14 protein-coding genes are annotated in these 19,711 nt (G+C 59.3%); 13 read left to right on the top strand and 1 reads right to left on the bottom strand.

The window, feature by feature from the left end; all coding sequences use genetic code 11:
- Positions 1–10 precede the first annotated feature (10 nt).
- From C0039_RS04775 to C0039_RS04765, 3 genes are all read left to right on the top strand, one after another.
- The gene (locus C0039_RS04775) at positions 11–1,954 is read left to right on the top strand and encodes a DUF1302 domain-containing protein (RefSeq protein WP_101517404.1); all 1,944 of its coding nucleotides are present in this window, start codon (positions 11–13) and stop codon (positions 1,952–1,954) included.
- A 26-nt stretch (positions 1,955–1,980) separates the two neighbouring features.
- Complete coding sequence (locus tag C0039_RS04770; protein WP_076001900.1) at positions 1,981–3,363, top strand: DUF1329 domain-containing protein; 1,383 nt, start codon at positions 1,981–1,983, stop codon at positions 3,361–3,363.
- A gap of 189 nt (positions 3,364–3,552) precedes the next feature.
- Complete coding sequence (locus tag C0039_RS04765) at positions 3,553–4,029, top strand: cupin domain-containing protein (protein WP_076001899.1); 477 nt, start codon at positions 3,553–3,555, stop codon at positions 4,027–4,029.
- Here the strand turns inward: C0039_RS04765 and C0039_RS04760 are convergent.
- Positions 4,010–5,044, bottom strand: a complete 1,035-nt coding sequence (locus C0039_RS04760) for an AraC family transcriptional regulator (RefSeq protein WP_076001898.1) — start codon at positions 5,042–5,044, stop codon at positions 4,010–4,012. The genes C0039_RS04765 and C0039_RS04760 overlap by 20 nt on opposite strands.
- 188 nt (positions 5,045–5,232) lie before the next feature.
- Between C0039_RS04760 and C0039_RS04755 the strand changes: the two genes are divergently transcribed.
- The 10 genes from C0039_RS04755 (at position 5,233) to C0039_RS04705 (ending at position 19,626) form a co-directional block, all read left to right on the top strand.
- Complete coding sequence (locus tag C0039_RS04755) at positions 5,233–6,030, top strand: SDR family NAD(P)-dependent oxidoreductase (RefSeq protein ID WP_076001897.1); 798 nt, start codon at positions 5,233–5,235, stop codon at positions 6,028–6,030.
- Between the two features lie 61 nt (positions 6,031–6,091).
- Positions 6,092–7,477, top strand: a complete 1,386-nt coding sequence (locus tag C0039_RS04750; RefSeq protein ID WP_133125938.1) for an SRPBCC family protein — start codon at positions 6,092–6,094, stop codon at positions 7,475–7,477.
- 64 nt (positions 7,478–7,541) lie between these two features.
- A complete protein-coding gene (locus tag C0039_RS04745; RefSeq protein WP_076001895.1) occupies positions 7,542–9,413 on the top strand; it encodes a DUF3604 domain-containing protein in 1,872 nt (623 codons plus the stop codon).
- Between the two features lie 42 nt (positions 9,414–9,455).
- Positions 9,456–10,991 (top strand): arylsulfatase, encoded by a 1,536-nt coding sequence (locus C0039_RS04740; protein WP_076001894.1) that lies wholly within the window; start codon positions 9,456–9,458, stop codon positions 10,989–10,991.
- 38 nt (positions 10,992–11,029) lie between these two features.
- Entirely contained in the window at positions 11,030–12,943 is a 1,914-nt protein-coding gene (locus tag C0039_RS04735) for a DUF3604 domain-containing protein (RefSeq protein WP_101517403.1), read from the top strand.
- A gap of 131 nt (positions 12,944–13,074) precedes the next feature.
- Positions 13,075–15,465: a TonB-dependent receptor gene (locus C0039_RS04730; protein ID WP_076001893.1), complete on the top strand. Its 2,391-nt coding sequence runs from the start codon at positions 13,075–13,077 to the stop codon at positions 15,463–15,465.
- Between the two features lie 279 nt (positions 15,466–15,744).
- The gene (locus C0039_RS04725) at positions 15,745–17,166 is read left to right on the top strand and encodes an arylsulfatase B (protein WP_207796369.1); all 1,422 of its coding nucleotides are present in this window, start codon (positions 15,745–15,747) and stop codon (positions 17,164–17,166) included.
- Positions 17,167–17,240: 74 nt separating this feature from the next.
- Positions 17,241–18,176: a transporter gene (locus C0039_RS04720; RefSeq protein WP_101517402.1), complete on the top strand. Its 936-nt coding sequence runs from the start codon at positions 17,241–17,243 to the stop codon at positions 18,174–18,176.
- 809 nt (positions 18,177–18,985) lie between these two features.
- Positions 18,986–19,270: a type II toxin-antitoxin system RelE/ParE family toxin gene (locus C0039_RS04710; protein WP_076002486.1), complete on the top strand. Its 285-nt coding sequence runs from the start codon at positions 18,986–18,988 to the stop codon at positions 19,268–19,270.
- Entirely contained in the window at positions 19,270–19,626 is a 357-nt protein-coding gene (locus C0039_RS04705; protein ID WP_076001890.1) for a HigA family addiction module antitoxin, read from the top strand. Before C0039_RS04710 ends, C0039_RS04705 begins: the two co-directional genes overlap by 1 nt.
- Positions 19,627–19,711: the final 85 nt, after the last annotated feature.

The raw sequence follows: 19,711 nt of genomic DNA, 5'->3' as shown, positions 1-19,711 counted from the left end.
GGAGGAGATAATGAAAACAGCGTTCAATCAATGCCCCACTGCATTCGATCCGACGACAGCTGGTCCGGGCAGGCGCACTGCGATATTCAGCGCCCTGTTGTTAGCCAGCATGACTTCCCAGGCTTTTGAGATAGACACGGGTAACCCCGACCTGACCGTACGCTGGGATAACACCTTCAAGTACAACCTCACTGTCCGCGCAGAAAAGATTGATAAAAAGATCGTCGGTGACGGCGGTTCCAAGGCGATTTTGGGAGACGATGCCGACCTGGGCTGGGAGCGTGGGGATATCGTAAACAATCGCCTGGATCTTATCTCCGAGTTTGACCTGGTCTGGAAAGACCAGTTTGGCTTCCGGGTCAGTGCGGCGGGTTGGTATGACCACGCCTACTCTGGCGACAGCGAACATCCCGGTTACAACGAATACCTCGAGGCACCGCTTTACGCTGACACCTGGGGCTCGATAAGTGTTCCCCCGGGGGAATTCACGGACGATGCCCTTGACCTGCACTACAAGGGCGCTGAGCTACTCGATGCCTTCCTGTTTGGAAATTTCACCTTCGGTGATATGGGCCTGACCGTGCGTGCCGGACGCCACACGATCTACTGGGGTAACAGCTTGTTTCTGAACGGTGCCATCCACGGCATTGCCGGATCCATGACCACGCTCGATGCAGCCAAGGGATTCAGTGTGCCGGGCACAGAGGCACAGGAACTGTATCGGCCTACCAACAAGATTTCTGCGACTGCACAGCTCAGCTCCAACCTCAGTTTGGTGGGTTATTACTCCTTCGAGTTTGAGGAGTACCGGACACCCGGCCTGGCCACCTATCAGAGCCGCGTGGAAGGGATAACCCCCGACGACGAATTCGCCACGCTCTCCCCAGGCCTCATCGACCCCGCAACCCTCGAGCTTATCTCACCACGCTCGGGCTTTTCCAAGTTCCGCGACGAAACCCCGGACAAGCATGAATGGGGGATGGGAGTGAACTACTACATTGAGGATGGCGGCTGGGACCTCGGTCTCTATTACCTCAATTACAACGACAAGGTACCCCAGGGCCTTAACGGTGCAATGAATCTGGGGCAGTTCGCCAATCTGCGAGCCGCGGCCGGCGGGGCGGTCTTCCAGCAGTTGGTTGATAGCTGGCCGGAATTCAACAACGGCGTGCCGGCAGATCTGCAAGACACCTTCCTCGGTGGTGGTTACCCGGCATTAGGCTACGGCAGCTTTAACTGGGTGTATAAGGAAGATGTGAAACTGCTGGGCTTCAGCGCCGCTAAAGAAATGTGGGGAATGTCCTTCGGTTCCGATTTCGTGTATCGCATGGATGCGCCCCTGAACACCAACCTCGAGGCCCAGCTCCAACACGTAGGCGATATTCCGCCTGATATGCCGGATAGCATCCGCGATCTACTGGCCGAGAACCTTGGCCAGAACGGGTTTGCTTTTGACGACTGGGATGTCCGTGCCCGTGACTCTGGAAACTATCCCGGCGCGTACGGCGACAGCTGGCATATCGTGCTCAATGGCGTGAAGTTTCTTTCTCCTTCACCGCTGTGGGATGGCGGCAGTTGGGCCTTCGAAACCACACTGTCCAGGCTGGTGAGCGTGGCGGAAAACAAAGAACTGTTGAATGTCAGGCTCGCGAAGAAAGAGGTGCTGGGCACCATCGCCCTGCGTTTCACGCCAGAGTGGTTCCAGGTCATACCGGGATTGGACGTCCGCGCTCCCATGAACATCAGCTACGGCTACATGGGTGAAAACTCGCCCATCGCATTCGGCGGCACGCGCAAGTTTGGGTCGGGCGCGGTGGGTCTGCGCTTTGACTACAAGCAAGAGTGGCGCACTGATCTGCGTTACGCGTTCAACTTTGGGCCGCGCAACGAGGCACTGGGTGGCAACGTCGGCGACCGTGGCAATGTCAGCCTGACGATCAAACGAACATTCTGATAACAGAGAGAATGAGGTAGCAAATTATGAAGCTCAAAGTATTCATTGCGGCCCTCGCGGTCGGATTAGGCAGTACAGCAAACCTCCAAGCGGCTGTAAGCGAACAGGACGCCGCGCAACTGGGTAATGAACTTACACCTACAGGCGCCAACTCGACTGGTAACGCGGATGGCTCGATTCCACCATGGACCGGCGGTGGAGTAGATAAAGTGCCGGATGGATTTGATCCGGAAAAAGGCCTCTACTCCAACCCATTCGCGGACGACGAGATCCTCTATACAATCACGCATGAGAATATGGGCGAATACACCAGCGTCTTGTCCGAGGGACAGCAGGCTATGTTGAAGCGGCTGGGTCCCGATGGATACAAGATCAATGTGTATCCATCGCGCCGCACTTTCGCCGCACCGCAGTGGTACTACGATGGCACCAGGGCAAACGCCACCCGAGCAGCGCTGGAAGATGACGGTCAGCGCATCGCTGGCAATGTGGCTGGCGTACCGTTTCCAATGCCCCAGAATGGCCTGGAGGCGCTGTGGAATCACATGATCCGCTGGATGGGATACGAGTGGGCGCAGGCCAATGCCACGTACTATGTCGACTCAAAGGGCGACGCCATCCTCGCTTCATCGACCGACACGTATTGGGAGTTTCCCATGTTCATGCCCTTTAAAGATGCGGGAAGAAAATATGATTCCAATATTCTGCGTTGGGCATTCTTACGCTCCAACTTCACCGCGCCCTCCCGACGCGCCGGCGAAATTCTGCTGATTCACGAACCTGGTGCAGACTATACTGCCGGCAAGGGGCGCTCTGCCTGGCAGTACCTGAAGGGCCAGCGTCGCGTGCGCAAGGCACCCTCGGTTTCATTCGACACACCGCGGCGCGCGTCGGCGGGAACATCTACCTATGACGACACCTATGTTTTTAACGGCTCGCCCGAGCGTTACGACTGGAAGCTTCTTGGCAAGCGGGAACTGATAGTCCCCTACAACAACTACGAAGCCATATTCAATCGCGAGACGCCGGAAATGCTTGGCGAAAAGTTCATCAAGCCGGAATTTATACGTTTCGAGAAACACCGTGTGTGGATAGTGGAGGGAACCTTGAAGGAAGGCTTGCGGCACATTTACAGCAAGCGGCGCATACTAATCGATGAAGACAGCTGGCACGGCCTGGAGAATATGCGCTGGGATAATGAGGGGACCCTGTGGCGCACCGGTTTCAGCCTGCAGGCTATGGTCTGGGACATCCCCGCGCCCCAGGCCACTTCCGAGATGAACTATGACCTGGTCAGTGGCATATTCAATATCACCGGCAAACCGGCGCCCGGTTCGCTGCGCTCCGAAAACGGCAAGCCGCCGCAGTTCTTTACGCCGCAGGGGATGGCGCGTTCGGGCATCCGCTAGGTGCACGCCATCACTGTCTCGATGAATGGCGCCGGATGTAAACTATCTGTCGCGCAGTCTAAAGTCTGCAGCCCAGCCATGCTAGATGATGTGTCCGGCTGCAGGCGTTGCGTCCGGGTGTTTTGGACAGTCGTGGATCGCCCCTTTCAGCGCCTTACAGCCACCAACCAACCCAAGAGGCGAACAACGATGATTAATGAGTCAATGAGCATTCTGCGAGATGGCGAGCAGGACTGGCTGCCGATACCGTTGCCGGGCGCAGAAGGCGTATTCGTCAAGGTACTCAAGGCAGATGAAGAGATGGACCGCGTGGTCGTAAAGATCCGCTTTGAGCCCGGTACGCGTATGCCGCGCCACATACATCACTGCCGGGCTGTGGCCTATACGATCAGTGGCCACTGGGAATACGACGAAGGCAAGTTTGGTCCCGGTGAAGCGGCCTGGGAAGACGAAGGTAATGACCACACTCCCTGGAGTGACGAGGGCGCTGAACTGTTCATCGTGTTTGATGGCAGGAACGGCCGTTATCTCGACAACATCCTGCCCTGCGGTACGGTGGTCAAACTCGATATGCCCTTTCTCAAGGCCTTCGAAGGCGTGAGTCTCAAAGAAGCGGCCGAAGTGGACGTGCAAAATCTGGTAGAGGTCATCGCGCCTGCTGCGTGAGGTCTTGCACATGTTGTCCCATTCGCTGCTGTTTCCAGCAACGCGGGGAGACGCCAAAGCGTTGGCGAAAGGCATTGGAGAAAGCGCTCAGGTCCGAATAGCAAAGCATTTCCGCAAGCACTGTCAGTGAGCCGTTGGACTCGCGCAGGTACTTGCGGGCGGCATTGAAGCGCACCTCGTCGAGGAGTTCCTTGAAGCTGGTGCCCTCGGCCTTCAAGCGTCGCTGCAGGGTGCGCTTGTTGATGGCCAGGGTCGCCGCGACCCGCTCTATGGAGCAGTCGCCGGTATACATGGCCTGCTGGATCAGGTAGCGGACCTTGTCGCGAAAGCTGTCGGGATGTGCGATATGCAACTCGTCCAGGTACGTTTCGAGCAAGCGGTGCAGTTGCGGGTTGGCCTGCGATATGGCGGTGTCGAGAATCGTGGCATCGAAGGTCACAGTAGGGACGTCCCAGTCGAAGTGCAGCGGGCAGCGGAAGCGCTCGCGGTAGGGCTTGAGGTTGGCGGGTGCCCCATGGGCGAAATAGACCGCATTGGGTGTCCAGTCGGTGCGCCAGAGCAGGCGCAGCAAATCCACGCCGATACCCGCGACCAGATCCTCCTGCTGCCGGATGGGTACTTCGCCCTGCAGTTTGCAGGCAAACTGCCATGAGGCAATACCTTTGTCCACACTCAGCGAGACACTGGCGCCCTGGTTGTGGAACGAGAAGCGTGTTATCAATTCGCGCAGGGCGGTGCGCAGGTCCGGCGCTTGCTGGATCACGAACCCCAGTGCGCCGAGGATGCCGACATCCTGATGTTCGGACAGCAGCAGCCCGAAGTGCGGGCAGTCAGTTTCCAGGCTAGCCTGCTCCAGTAACAGCAGGAAGCGCGGGTACGAAATCCACGATTCCGGATCGGCTTCAACGTCGTCGAGGCCCAGGCGCTGCAGCAGGTTCTTGGCGTCACCGCCAAGTTGCTCGATGGTAGTGCGAACCCCCGTCAGTGCTGACGCTCGCACCAGATAATCCGACATCGTTTGTTATTCCATATACCGTATGTCTGTCGCCAAATATCAAGTATCGGAAGCATGCTGTCAAGGCCACGGGCTCGGCAATCCGGGCTGCGTGACACATATTCGCAAGTTGTTGTCGCGAATTACAAAATCACCCTGCCAGCCGTCGGCTAAAGTGCAGCACAGAATAGGATAAGGGCAGCACTGACATGAGCGAGCGGCAACAGGTGGTAGTGATCAGCGGCGGCGGCAGCGGCATCGGCCTGTTCCTGGCCAGACATTTTGCTGACGAGGGTGCCCGCGTCGCAGTGCTTGACCTTACCATCAGTGCCGAGGTGCGCGCGCAAATCGGCGCGCTGGCCGGCAGTGAAGCAGTTTTCCATGAGGTGGACGTGCGCGACGCAGAGGTCCTGTCACAGCGAATCAGTGAGGTCGCCGACGCGCTCGGCGCGCCTACGCTGGCGATCAACTGTGCTGGCGTACAGCTAGCCGGCAAGTTCACGGACCTGTCGGCGGAGCAGTTCTCTCGCGTGCTGGATATCAACCTTCTCGGCAGCCGCCATTTCGCCGCCGCGGTACTGCCGCACATGCGCCGGCAGGGCAGGTTGGTGCTGGTTGCTTCGCTGGCGGGCCTGGTGCCCAATTACGCCTACTCGGCCTACAGCGCCTCGAAGTTTGGCGTTGTAGGGCTGGCGGGTGCCTTGCGCATGGAGTGCCTGCCCCGTGGGATCAAGGTTTCGGCCGTCTGTCCCCCAGAGGTCAACACACCCATGGTAGAAGAGGAATTGAAGACCATGGATCCTATCACCCGGGAGTTGAAGCTGGCCGCTGGCACGCTCGGCCTGGACGCGGCCTGCCGGGACATTCTCGCCGGGCTGGAACGTGGCAAGTTCCTCATCATACCCGGGTCGAGAGCGAGGATGATTGATCGGCTTAATCGCTGGTTCCCGGGGCTACTGCGGCGCAAAGCCGACAAGATTATTCTGACCATGGCGGGTTGTGAGTGATGTTGCTTTTTACAAGCCCGGTTCGCAGCTCGGACCACTGTTTTGGAAAGGGCCAGAGGCCGTGACTGACGCGCATATCGCCCAGGTCGCACTCTGCGCTCACAATGCGGGGAAGTTGCGGCATTGGTATCGTAACGTATTCGAGATGGCACCCGGGAGCGGCGCCCTGGTATCGGTGCCGCCCATGCCGACGCGTCGCATACAGGGGATTGATCCCAATCCCACCGAGATGGTGACCTGGCTGGTAGACCAGCAGGATTACTTCCAACTGGAGTTTTTCCAGTTTTACCGGCCGCGTTCCAATTTAAAGCCAACAGCCTGGCGGCCCTGTGATATCGGCTACAGCATCATCGGTATCTGCGTCGCCGATTTTGACGCGACCATGCGCCGCTATGCTGCGCACAGCGATGTGACCCTGCCGGCCTCTGTGGGCCAGTCGGGCAGGCGGCGCACCTGCGTGCGCGATCCGGAAGGGAACTGGATTGAAATTCTGGAGCGGGATCCGCTGGAGGACATCGAGGCTTCCACGCCGGGAATAGTGCGCCCTGAACTGGGCGCCGTGGTGCGTTTCATACGCGTCTCCGTGCCCGACATGGAGCGTGCGCAGGTGACCTATGTCGACGCGCTGGGTCTTGTGGAGGTGGCTGACGCCACCCTGCACAGCGACGAGGACGAGGCGCTCTGGGGACTGCCCGGCGCCAGCACAAACAGAGTGCTTTTGCGCGGAAGCAATTTCCTGGTGGAACTGGTGCAGTATTTCGATCCCCAGCCAGCGCCAAGACCCGCCGGTTACCAGATTTGCGACCAGGGTGTGATGAACATCGCCCTGGGTTTCCGTACACCGGAGCAATTCGATGCGGCCTTTGTCCGGGCTACCGGGCATGGGCTGCGCCCTAACGGCAAGCCGGTGGATGTCGGTATTTTCCGGGTCATGTACGTCAATGATGCGGATGGCTTCAGCGTGGAGATGCTGTGCGCGCGGCCCTCCCTGTGGAGCCTGAGTGGCTTCTCGCCGGGCGGCGCCTACGTGCAGAACGAAGTCCTCATCCGCGCGCAGCCCGAGCGCGTCTGGCAACGACTGATCGATCATGCAGGCCTTGGTGACTGGACCCTGTTTCGCGGCCGCGTGCTGCGGCCCGGGGCGCCCGCGGAGGAGGGTCCCGGTTGTGTGCGTGAACTCAAGGCCCTCGGTTTGCGCATTACCGAGGAGGTCGTGAGCTGGGAGGAGGGCAGTCACTATCGTTATCGCCTGCGCAGCGGTGCGCCGTTTCGCTGGCACTGCGGCGATGTGTTTGTCACTGCGGAGCCGGGCGAGTGCACGCGGGTGCGCTGGGCGATACGTTTCGAGTCCTGGCTGCCATTTACCGGCAAGCTGACCGCCTGGGTATTGGGCCGCATCTTCCGGCGCGCGCTGGTCCAGCTGAAGCAGCAGTTGGAGGCCTCGTGAACGATGGCGAGTCAGCGCGTTGACCTGTCGGCAAGCATAAGAGAATAAGAGGGTAGCTAAGCCTATGCGCCACAACATCACATTCGGCCTCGCATTGGCCATTGGCCTGACTGTGAACCTGGTACAGGCCGCCGACTATTCACCCCATGTTGCCCTGCAGCCGCCGCGGGCACTGCTCTGGGGCGACACCCACCTGCATTCCAGCCTGTCCACGGATGCCTTTGGCTTCGGCGTTACTCTTGGTCCCGAGGCAGCGTACCGTTTCGCCTCCGGTGAGACAGTCACCAGCACGCACGGTGAGCCTGCCCGCCTGGCCCGTCCCCTGGATTTCGTGGTGCTTGCGGACCACGCCGAGTCCTTCGGCCTGATGAACCGGGTGCAGGAGGGGGATAAACGGCTTATCGCCAACGACAAGGCGGCGCAGTGGCATCGCGTGTTGACGCAGGGCACGCCGGAGGAGAAGCGCGCCCTGCAGCGCAAGTTCCTGACCCGGGAGGGGCGTTGGGAAGCCTTTGGCCTGCTGGACAGGATCAGCACGCCGGACCTGGAACTGGATGTATGGGGCGACGCCGTGGCGATCGCCGAGCGTTACAACCGCCCTGGTGTCTTTACCACGCTGCTCGGCTATGAGTGGACGTCCGCGCCGGGCGGCAGCAACCTGCATCGCGTGGTCATTTTCCGTGACGGCAGCGACAGGGCAGGGCGTATACCGCCTCTTTCATCGCAGGCGGACCCGGATCCCCGTTCGCTCTGGGCACACCTCGAACAGTACGAGCGCAAGACCGGCGGCAAGGCCCTGGCGATCCCGCACAACGGCAATCTCAGTAACGGGCTGATGTTCCCGGTCGCCGAACGTCTCGACGGCCTGGAAGTGGATGCCGAATACGCGGCGCAGCGCGCGCGCTGGGAACCCGTGGTGGAGGTCACGCAGATCAAGGGCGATGGTGAAACGCACCCGCTGCTGTCGCCGGACGACGAATTCGCCGACTACGAAACCTGGGACCTGGGTAACTTCGAGGGCAAGCCGAAGACGCCTGAGATGCTGCCAAGGGAGTACGCCCGCGCGGCCCTGCGCAGCGGGCTCAACCTGCAGCGCTCGCTGGGCACCAATCCCTACCAGTTCGGCATGATCGGCGCGACCGATTCCCACACCGGTCTGGCCACCGCGGACGAGGACAATTTCTTCGGCAAGCACAGCGCCGTTGAACCGGGCCCGCAGCGCTGGCAGCACGCGGTTGGCCGGGCCGGCGATACCGTGGTGCGCGGCTGGCAGATGGCCGCTTCCGGGTACGCGGCGGTGTGGGCGCACGAAAACAACCGTGAGGCGATATGGGATGCGATCAAGCGGCGCGAGGTTTACGCCACCACCGGTTCACGCATTGCCGTGCGCTTTTTTGGTGGCTGGGGCTTCGAGCCGGGGGATGCGCAGCGCCCGGATATCGCCGCCGTAGGCTACGCCGGGGGCGTGCCCATGGGCGGCGAACTGGTCCCCGCTGGCGGCGGCTCGCCGGTTTTCCTGGTAGCCGCCAGCCGCGATCCGCTCGGCGCCAACCTGGACCGCATCCAGATCGTCAAGGGCTGGTTGGACGACCGGGGTGAAACCCACGAACAGGTTTACGACGTGGTCTGGTCCGATGGCCGCGAGGCGAGCGCAGACGGCAAGCTGCCCGAGGTGGGCAGCACCGTCGACGAAACTGCAGCGACCTGGCTGAACACGATAGGTGAAGCCTCGCTGGCGACGGTGTGGCGGGACCCGGATTTCGATCCGCAGCAGGAGGCCTTCTACTACGCCCGCGTGCTGGAGATCCCAACGCCGCGCTGGACCGCCTACGACCGCCAGCGCTATGCCCTGGGCATGGACGCCGCGGTGCCCCTGTCTACACAGGAGCGGGCCTACACCTCGCCCATCTGGTACCGGGCGGCGTCCGGGGAATAAACGCGACTACACTGATTACTCGAAAAGCAGGAGACAATAACAATGGCAACCCGATTATTGACTGGCCGACTGCTGGCACTGCTGCTGGCCTGTTGCGGCCTCGCGCCACTGGCCCAGGGCGCCGACAAACCCAACATCCTGGTGATCTGGGGTGACGACATCGGCTACTGGAACATCAGCCGTTACAGCCTGGGGATGATGGGTTATCCCACGCCCAATATCGACCGCATCGCCAATGAAGGCATGATCTTCACCGACTACTACGGCGAACAGAGCTGTACTGCCGGCCGCTCGGCATTTATCACCGGCCAGCACCCCGTGCGCACCGGCTTGACCAAGGTGGGCATCCCCGGTGCGAACCTGGGCATACAGCCCGAAGACCCAACTCTGGCGGCACTGCTCAAGCCTCACGGTTACGCGACGGGACAGTTCGGCAAGAACCACTTGGGCGATCGCGATGAGTTCCTGCCCACCAACCACGGTTTCGACGAGTTTTTCGGCAACCTCTACCACCTCAACGCCGAGGAGCAGCCGGAAGACCCTGACTACCCGAAGAATCCGGCTTTTCACGAGCGTTTTGGCCCCAGAGGTGTGATCCGCAGTTATGCCGACGGGCGCATCGAGGATTCGGGACCGTTGACGCGCAAGCGCATGGAAACCGTGGACGAGGAATTCCTGGCGGCATCGCTGAAGTTCATGGACAAGGCCCACCGCGAGGGTAAGCCCTTTTTTGTCTGGTTCAATTCCACGCGCATGCACTACTACACGCACGTTAAAGACGAGCAGTTGGGGGCCTCGGGGCAGGGTTTCTACAACGACGGTATGGTGGAGCATGACGGCCACGTGGGCGCGCTCCTCGATAAGCTGGACGAGCTGGGCATTGCCGATAACACCATCGTGGTCTACTCGACGGACAATGGCCCGCACTACAACATGTGGCCTGATGCGGCAATCACCCCGTTCCGGGGCGAGAAGAACACCAACTGGGAAGGGGGCTTCCGCGTGCCGGCGGTGGCGCGCTGGCCTGGTCAAATTCAGCCTGGCAGTATCAGCAACCAGATGATGTCACACCTGGACTGGGTGCCGACACTGATGGCGGCGGTGGGCGACAAGGATATCGCCGAGGAACTGAAAAAAGGCAAGCGCGTGGGCTCGAAAGATTTCCGGGTGCACCTGGACGGGTACAACTTCCTGCCTTTCCTGCTCGGTGAAGCCGAGACGGGGCCGCGCCAGGAGTTCTTTTATTTCAGCGACGACGGCTTGCTGACGGCGGTGCGCGTGGGCGACTGGAAAATGGTGGTCGCCGAACAGCGCGCCAGCCGTTTTGATGTCTGGCGGGACCCGTTTGTCACCCTGCGCATACCGAAGATATTCCATCTCCGCCGCGACCCCTTCGAGCGCGCTGATACCGATTCCAATGGCTACAACAACTGGTGGGACAAGAAAGTCGCGCCGGTGGCCATGCAGGGTAGGGGGGCGGTGGAGCGTTTTGTCGGCTCGCTGATGCAGTACCCACCGCGGCAGCGGCCGGCCTCGTTCAGCGTCGACCAGGTCATGGAAGGCCTTTACCAGAAATAATTACCGCATCATCGGCACAATCAACAGGAGTTATTCTTATGCAGCAACGCGCACTGCCAGGCATGGTAACTGCCGCAGTCATCACCGTCGCCATGAGCCTGCCCGCGCAGGCTGCAACAGATGCCCAGAAGTCGTTCTCACCCTATGCAGGTCGCGACTATCCCACGCAGGTGCTGTTCGGCGACGTGCACGTGCATTCCGGCTTGTCGGCGGACGCCGGCGGTGGTGGTACGCGCCTCATGCCCGGCGATGCCTATCGCTTCGCCCGCGGCGACGAGGTCATCTCCAACACCGGGCTGCCCCTCAAAATCTCTCGGCCCTATGACTTCCTCGCAGTCACCGATCACAGTGACGGAATGGGCGTGATCACCGACATACTGAAAGGCGCACCCAATATCATGGCCGACCCCTATGGCCGTGAACTCAATGCGGCCTTCAACGCCGGGGGCATGACCGCCAAGAAGGCCATGGTGGGTATGATCGCCCGCTTTGCCCAGGGTGACGTACCCGAGGCACTCAACTACCAGCCCGGCAATCCCGCCTACCGTTCCGCCTGGGAAGACACGGTCGCGGCTGGTCGGGAGTTCAACGAACCCGGCCGCTTTACCACCCTGTTCGGCTTTGAATGGACGTCCCTGGTTAACGGCAACAACCTGCACCGCGTGGTGCTGATGCGCGACAACGCAGCCGTGGCGGAAAAAGTCGAACCCTATACCACAACTCCCCCGGTGGGCAGCCCGAACCCCCGCGACCTTTGGAAGTGGATGCAGGACTGGGAGGCCCTCACCGGGGGGCAGATGCTCGCCATACCGCACAACGGCAACCTGTCAAATGGCTGGATGTTCCCGCTGGTTGACGACTTCAATAAGGGCAAGGGGCTGGACGCCGAGTACGCGCGCACCCGCCAGCGCTGGGAGCCCCTGGTGGAAGTGTCGCAGCACAAGGGCGACGGCGAATCCCACCCACTGCTGTCAACGGATGACGAGTTCGCCGACTTCGAGACCTGGGACATCGGTAATCTCGATCTCAGTGAGGCCAAGACGCCGGACATGTTGTCGGGCGAGTATGCACGTTCCGGCCTTAAGCGTGGCCTTGAACTGGGCAGTGCCCTGGGCGTGAACCCCTACAAGTTCGGCATGATCGGTTCCACCGATACCCACCTGGCGGCCTCCACCGCACGCGAGGAAAATTTCTTCAGCAAGAATACGCCTGAGGAGCCCAGGCCGGAGCGGGCCACGGCGGTCGCCAAGCAGAACAAGGAACTGGGCCTGGTTCGCCAAGGCTGGGAAACCTCGGCCGGTAGCCTGGTGGCGGTTTGGGCGAGGGAGAATACGCGCGGCGAAGTATTCGATGCCATGCAGCGACGCGAGGCCTATGCCACCACCGGCACCCGTATCCGTGTGCGTTTCTTTGGCGGCTATGGCCTTGATGCCGCGGATGAGCGACGCCGCGATATCGCCCGCGTGGGCTATGCCAAAGGCGTACCCATGGGCGGCGACCTGCCTGCAGCCAGAAAAGGTAGCGCCCCCAGTTTTCTGGTAGCCGCCATGCGCGATCCGGACGGGGCCAACCTCGATCGTGTGCAGGTAGTCAAGGGCTGGCTGGATGACCAGGGCACTGCGCAGGAAAAAGTCTACGATGTGGCGTGGTCAGGGGATCGTGTGCCAGGCGAAGATGGCAAGTTGCCGCCGGTTGGCAATACTGTCGACATGTCGGTGCCCACCTGGACCAATACCATCGGCGCGGCGGAGCTGACCACGGTGTGGACGGATCCCGATTTCGATCCCGCACAGGATGCTTTCTATTATGCCCGGGTGATCGAAATACCCACGCCGCGCTGGACCGCCTACGACCAGGCTCGTTTCGGGATAGACCTGCCCGACGATATAACCATGACGCTGCAGGAGCGCGCCTATACGTCCCCGATCTGGTACACCGGCGTGTCTCGCTAGGCGAGTAACTGTCGCGAACGGAGGCAGGCTTGTCACGGCATCGCAAGTCATTGTCGCCAAATCAAAAGTTTATTGTGATACCGATGATAGTCTTAAAGGGCCGTGAATAATTCAAATAGAGGAAAGCTCTCATGCGCACTACAGCCATTCACCGCCTTACCCCCATTGCCATAGCGCTTGCCATGGTGCCCACTGCGCCACTGATGGCACAGCAACTGATGCTGGAGGAAGTGGTGGTTACCGCGCAGAAGCGCGAGCAGAGCCTGCAGGACGTGCCCATCGCGGTGTCGGCGATGAGCGGTGACAGAATCGACGATATAGGCATTACCGACCTCGAGCAGGTGGCGCTGTACATTCCCAATGTGAATATCAACCAGGGTCAGGCCACCTCCAATATCTTCATTCGCGGCGTGGGCTCAGGCACTAACCAGGGCTTCGAACAGTCGGTGGGTCTCTACATAGACGGCCTTTACTCCGGCAGGGGGCAACTGGCGAAGGTGCCGCTGACCCTGGACCTGGCGCGGGTGGAAGTGCTCAAGGGGCCACAGGGAATCCTCTTTGGTAAGAACACCATCGGCGGCGCCATCAATATCACCACCGCGCGCCCCGACTTCGAGACCGGCGGTCTCGTCGAGGCGCTCTACGACCCGGACCACGGCGAGCAGATACTGACCGGCGTATTGACCGGTGGCCTCAGCGATAACCTGGCCGGCCGCCTCGCCGTGCGCTACGAGGGCATGGACGGTTGGTGGGAGAACGAGACCCTGGATAAGGAGGGGCCGGACAAAGATAACCTGTTTATTCGCGGCAGCCTGCTCTGGGAGGCCACGGATACACTGGAAATCATCGCCAAGTACGAGCATGGCGACTTCGAAACCCTCGGCCGACCGCAGGTGGTGTACCAGTCTGATCAGCCCACCAACTACCTCGGCCAGTCACCTTTTCCGGTCCTTGATGACCATGACCGTGGCGCCGGGGACATCCTCGATACCGACGACACCGAACTCGACGTGGCCCTGTTGACGCTCAACTGGGATATCGATGTGGGCACATTCACCTCGATCACCGGCTACGCGACCTATGACACCGTGCGCAATACCAACAGCGATATCGCCGCCGTGCCCGCACTCAATCGCTTCCAGGAGGAGGAGTACGAGCAGTTCAGCCAGGAAGTCCGTCTGGTGTCGCCCGGCGGCGAGACCCTTGACTGGATAGTGGGCGCCTATTACCAGAGCTCGGAACTGTCTGTAGCGAAGACCAACACCGACACCGATTTTCTGCAGTCCGGGCCCCTGTCGGTAGCGGGGCTGACCTTCACCACCGACGAGCGCATCCCCACGCAGTTCGACCAGGACTCGACCAGTTGGGCTGTGTTCGCACAGGGCACCTACGCGCTTACCGATACGCTGCGCCTGGGTCTGGGCCTGCGCTACAACGAAGAGGAAAAGGATCTCGACAAGGCCGCTTCCAACCCGGGCCTTGGCGCGCGTCTCAGCGCGGATTTCGTGGTGTTGGCCAATCCTGCCAGCGGTATCCTGATCGAGGATTTACGCAGTCATTCGTTCCAGGGCCTGGAGCGTGACGAGGACAAGGTCACCTGGTCCGCCAACCTGCAGTGGGACGTCACTGATGATTCCATGGTGTACGCCAGCATCAGCACCGGCTACAAGGGCGGCGGCTTCGATGAGGCCTACAGCAACGCCGGGCCCACGGCACGCACCGGCAATATCTTCACCGGCGAGCCCGACGGTGGGGTAGTGGATACCGGAGTGGACAGTTCCATTCTCAACTACGACGAAGAAACGGTGCTGGCTTATGAGCTCGGCGCCAAGATGACCCTGGCCGATGGCGCGGCGAACCTGAACCTCGCCATTTTCCGCATGGAGTATGACGACCTCCAGGTCAGTTCCCTGGTGGGTGACGTGTTCCGCGTCGGCAACGCCGGCGAATCAGTGAGCCAGGGGGTTGAAGTGGATGGCCGCTGGCTGCTGGCCGAGGGCTTTACCCTCGGCGGCGCGGTTGCCTATCTCGACGCCACCTACGACACGTTTACCGGCGCCACCTGTACCGTGCCCCAGGTCTCCGATCCGGTGGCCAATCCCGGCTGCCTGAGCGAAGACGGCACCAACATCGCCCCCGGCGAACGCGGCGGGCAGGACCTCAGCGGTGAAACTCTCCTGTTCGCCCCGGAGTGGAGTGGCAACCTCAACGCGGAGTGGATACTGCCGCTGGGTGACAACCTCGAGTTACGCAACAACCTCGACGTCAACTTCACCAGCAGTTTCTACTCCTCGCTGGACCTGGACCCCAACACCAAGCATGACTCGGCAACCAAGGTGAACCTGCGCATCGCCCTGGCCAGCATCAGCGATAGCTGGTCACTGGCGGTGATCGGCAAGAACCTGACCGACGAGAAGACCATGATCTGGCGCAACGATGTGGCCCTGACGGACAGCAACAGCTACTTCGGTGTGCCGGAGCGCGGTCGTTCCGTTGCCGTCCAGGCAAGATATCGCTTCTGATCTTGTGCTGGGCGGCTGCATTTTGCACTTTCGAGCGTCGCGGCAATGCCGTGCACGGCGATCAGATCACCGAAAAGCTATCTACGTTGATGGTGGCGTAGATAGCCACAATCGCAAGTCAACTTCCTGGGTAATCATTACCCCAGTCGGCGCAGAGGAGGACGAAGAGTGTTGGTAACGACGGGGAGGCAACGAAGAATCTTGAGGCCTACGGTAAGACTTTTGCACAGGCGCGAATCCACATATTGCAGCCGGTGGCAAGGCAGTGGTTTGCAAGCAGTGCTTGCCTTGGTAGTGGCGCTTGGATTGTCGGGACCTGTTGTTGCGGGCGAACCTGCTCAGGCACACGGCAAGCCAAATATCGTGGTCATCGTTGCCGATGACCTGGGTTTTGCCGATGTCGGCTTCAATGGGGCTGAGGATGTGCTGACGCCCCATATTGATGACCTTGCCGCGGCCGGAACTCGTTTCGAGTCGCTGTATGTGCAGCCTTTCTGTACCCCCACGCGGGCTGCCTTTATGACCGGGCGCTATCCGATCCGTTACGGGCTGCAGACATTCGTGATTACTCCGGGGCAGACCTACGGCCTGCCGCACAGCGAGCGAACCCTGGCCAGTGCATTGCAGGACGTCGGTTACAAAACCTACATCATCGGGAAATGGCACCTCGGTCACGCTGATCAGTCTTTCTGGCCGCAGAACAGGGGCTTCGATTACTTTTACGGCACCACACTGGGAGAAGTCGATTTCTATACCAAAGAGCGGGCCGGGTCGGTGGACTGGCAGCGTAACGGCGCACTCCTCGATGAACAGGGCTACTTCACCGACCAACTTACCAGGGATGCTGTTCGCATTATTGAACAGCAAAGTACCGACAAACCGTTCTTCCTGTATCTGCCTCACCTCGCGGTGCATGCTCCTTATCAGGCGCCGCAACATTACATTGACCGCGTCTCGGGAATAGAAGATGAAACACGCCGCGTCTATGCGGCCATGGCAGCGGCATTGGATGACTCGGTAGGCGAGGTGATTGCAGCGCTCGAGAGAAAGGGTCTGCGGGACAATACCTTACTGCTTTTCTTCTCCGACAATGGTGGCATCGCCGAGTATGACGCGGCGGCGGCAATGGCCAAGGGTGACAAGCCTGCACCGGCTGATAATTCGCCGTTCCGCGGGTCCAAAGGCGGGCTGTATGAAGGCGGGGTGCGCAGCGCTGCCTTCATAAACTGGCCGGGACGCATCGAGCCGGGTGCGATTGCTGAAATGGTTCACGTTGTCGATTTTTTCCCCACGCTGGTCAAACTCTCCAGCGGCAGTGTTGAGAGTGAAAACGCGCTCGATGGCAAGGATATCTGGCCAGTGATCACCGGTGATGCCCCCAGTCCTCACGCTGACATTCTGATTAATGCCGAGATACATCGAGGAGCGGTGAGAAAAGGTCGCTGGAAGCTGGTGAAAAATGCCGCACTGCCTTCATCAAATGAGTTATACGATCTCGAGTCCGACGTAGCAGAGCGGGAAAACCTGGCTCACAAGCACCCGGAGAAAGTAAAGGAGTTAGAAGACGTATTGAATGGCTATGCCGAGGAATCAAAACCAGCGTTGTTTCTGCATGCTTACATGCCCTTTGTCAGAAAGCACTTTGCGAGTGCGGCGTTAGCTTACGACGGTGATAAAAATGATGGTCAGGCAGAAGAGTAGGCCTGCGCTCAAGGCCACCATCAGGGCCGGGCTTTTGAATCTGAATCTCCCTGAATTATTGGCAGCGAGTTCTAATGATGAGTGAGTCCAGGTTCGCGACGCGATGTGCCAACGCCGGCTTTCTACTGATCCTGCTTTCCGGGTTTTCGGTGGCTGGCGTTGGCGATGGCCCAAGGGCGACCCAATTGGCGCCGGTCGGAACCCGGACACTGAATGTGATGCCCATTCATCAGAACACCAGTTTCAACGTTGATGGCAGTCCTGCCGAACCTGCTGCCCGTATCAAGGCCGATTTAGTCGCGGTGCAACTTACCCGAGTCGACGAAGTTGCTGGTAGAGCTGCCGGTTTTTTCGCTTTGGTTCCTGGGGGGGAACTGGATGGCAAGTTGCTTGGGACATCCAAACAGTCGAGCAATTCAGGTGTTGCGGACCCGGTATTGGGAATGGTGATTGGCGTGGTGGGGTCACCTGCGTTGTCACCCCAAGCGTTCAGTTCCTACAAGCCGGATTTTACACTGGGGTTTCAGAGCAAGCTGACCCTGCCCCTGGGCTCATACGACGCAGATGAAACATTCAATCTCGGGGCCAATCGCTGGGCGTTTCAGGTAGCTCTTCCTGTGGCTTGGTATTTTGGGGAGGGACTTATGCCAGGTCAGTTGACCAGCCTGGAACTCACTCCGGGGGTTACCTGGTACGGTGATAATGATGACCTGACCGATGCTGAAAAGTTGGAGCAACGTCCTCTTTACAGTCTGGAAATGAATTTTACGCACGATTTTACACGCCGGTTTTGGGGTTCTGTTGATGCGTTATACGTGATTGGTGGCGCAACAGTTACCGATGGCGTCAGAGCTGGCAATGAAACGGAAAAGTTCGCGCTCGGTGGGACACTGGGTATGTATCTTCCCCGGGGCTTCGGTGTTCAACTGAATTATGGCAAGACGCTACAGGTTGATACTGATGGGTACCATGATCATCTGATCAGAATCAAACTGACCAAGGTTTTCTGAAGGTGTCCCTGGCGAATTCACAATTCAAGCTGCTACTGGTAGTTCGAATAGCCCGCGACAGTGTTTGTCCCATTGGTAACTATTGATGTCGATTACCTTTTTTCCCTCAGAGCTCAAGGGTGGAGCCCCGTCCCGGACAGTAAGAGTTCGGCTCTGTTTGTGGCAGCACTGATAATCCCGCAGCTTGTTTTCCAGATCTGTCGCAGTCCAAAACAGTGTTTGATCAAGCAACTCTCGCCGAATACCACCAATCAGTCTTTCAACAAATGGATGCGACATCGGTACATGTGGCAGTGATTTAATCTCGCCTGTCTTAAGCACTCGCAGGTTGGCTTTCCATCGATGGTGTCGCTGGCACTGGCCATGCGGTACAGTGTGGCCATCTGAAATCGTGGATTACGCTGTTTCATCGCAACAATGGTATCTATGACTTCTTTGGACGGTCCTTTTGGATCTGGCTTGCGCCCGCCTTATGGTGCACGTTGCCTTGACCTGTTATGGATTATCAGCTGCTGCTTCAGGAGTAGATTCTCAGCAATAACAGTTCGGCTGCCACCGGGTCTAATCAGCTTGGCCGGGGCGGTGAGCAGGTGAAAAAGTAGGTAAATGACGTCTCTCATGTCGCCTGAGCGTAGTAGTGATCGGTGAAAGCGGCAATAGCTAACGTTCTGATACTATTGTCGGATTTGTATCTCGCCATGCACACGGTCTATTTGGGGGCACCCCAGCAACAGCGTACTTAATATTGCATCTTGTGCAATATGCAATATTTTACTACGCTGCTCGCGTACTCAGAAGGAAAGTGGGAATTGATCAAGAGCATCAAGCACAAAGGGTTGAAGAAATTATTCGATAGCGGAGGTAAAAATACCCGGGGCATCAATCCCGACCATGAGGACAAACTGCGCGACCAGTTGGCCGCCTTGGACTCCGCTACGGACATTGCGGATATGGATTTGCCGGGGTGGCGCCTACACCCTTTGAAGGGAAAGGATAAAGGGCGGCACGCTATTTGGGTCAGTGGCAACTGGCGAATGACCTTCGAATTTGAGAACGGCGACGCGTATGTCGTGGATTATGAGGATTATCACTGATGGCTAAAATTACTGTACACCCGGGCGGGTTCATCAAGCGCAACTATATAGATGAGTTGGGCCTCACCGCCACGGAATTGGCTGGTGCGCTGGAAGTGTCAGAGTCCACCTTGAGCCGTCTTGTTCATGAAAAAATCGACTTGTCGCCAGCCCTAGCAGTGAAGGTGAGTAAGGTGCTGGGGCGTTCGGCGGAGAGCTGGATGGCGATGCAAGCCAATCACACGCTGGCAAGATGCCAGGCCGATTTGGAGCAATGGACGCCGACCAAGCAGGTGACTGCGGAAGGCTTGGTTGCCGTGAAAGCTGGCAAGTCAAAAGCCAGGAAGAAGGCTGGGACGAAGACAGCGACGGCCTAGCGAGAGCCGCCCACCATGAATATGTGGTCCAGGGGGCACTTATTGTTGAGCGCGATGCCAGAACATTTTCCAGCCAGAGTAACGA

This window comes from Pseudohalioglobus lutimaris (assembly GCF_002866825.1).
In the GTDB taxonomy this organism is placed as follows: Bacteria; Pseudomonadota; Gammaproteobacteria; order Pseudomonadales; family Halieaceae; genus Halioglobus; species Halioglobus lutimaris.
The sequence above is the reverse complement of the archived record's forward strand: the minus strand, read 5'-3'. Positions and strand labels throughout refer to the sequence as shown.

Coding starts and splice junctions, on each gene's coding strand:
- C0039_RS04775 (WP_101517404.1), top strand. CDS start 11: ATGAAAACAGCGTTCAATCAATGCCCCACTGCATTCGATCCGACGACA.
- C0039_RS04770 (WP_076001900.1), top strand. CDS start 1,981: ATGAAGCTCAAAGTATTCATTGCGGCCCTCGCGGTCGGATTAGGCAGT.
- C0039_RS04765 (WP_076001899.1), top strand. CDS start 3,553: ATGATTAATGAGTCAATGAGCATTCTGCGAGATGGCGAGCAGGACTGG.
- C0039_RS04760 (WP_076001898.1), bottom strand. CDS start 5,044: ATGTCGGATTATCTGGTGCGAGCGTCAGCACTGACGGGGGTTCGCACT.
- C0039_RS04755 (WP_076001897.1), top strand. CDS start 5,233: ATGAGCGAGCGGCAACAGGTGGTAGTGATCAGCGGCGGCGGCAGCGGC.
- C0039_RS04745 (WP_076001895.1), top strand. CDS start 7,542: ATGCGCCACAACATCACATTCGGCCTCGCATTGGCCATTGGCCTGACT.
- C0039_RS04740 (WP_076001894.1), top strand. CDS start 9,456: ATGGCAACCCGATTATTGACTGGCCGACTGCTGGCACTGCTGCTGGCC.
- C0039_RS04735 (WP_101517403.1), top strand. CDS start 11,030: ATGCAGCAACGCGCACTGCCAGGCATGGTAACTGCCGCAGTCATCACC.
- C0039_RS04730 (WP_076001893.1), top strand. CDS start 13,075: ATGCGCACTACAGCCATTCACCGCCTTACCCCCATTGCCATAGCGCTT.
- C0039_RS04720 (WP_101517402.1), top strand. CDS start 17,241: ATGATGAGTGAGTCCAGGTTCGCGACGCGATGTGCCAACGCCGGCTTT.
- C0039_RS04705 (WP_076001890.1), top strand. CDS start 19,270: ATGGCTAAAATTACTGTACACCCGGGCGGGTTCATCAAGCGCAACTAT.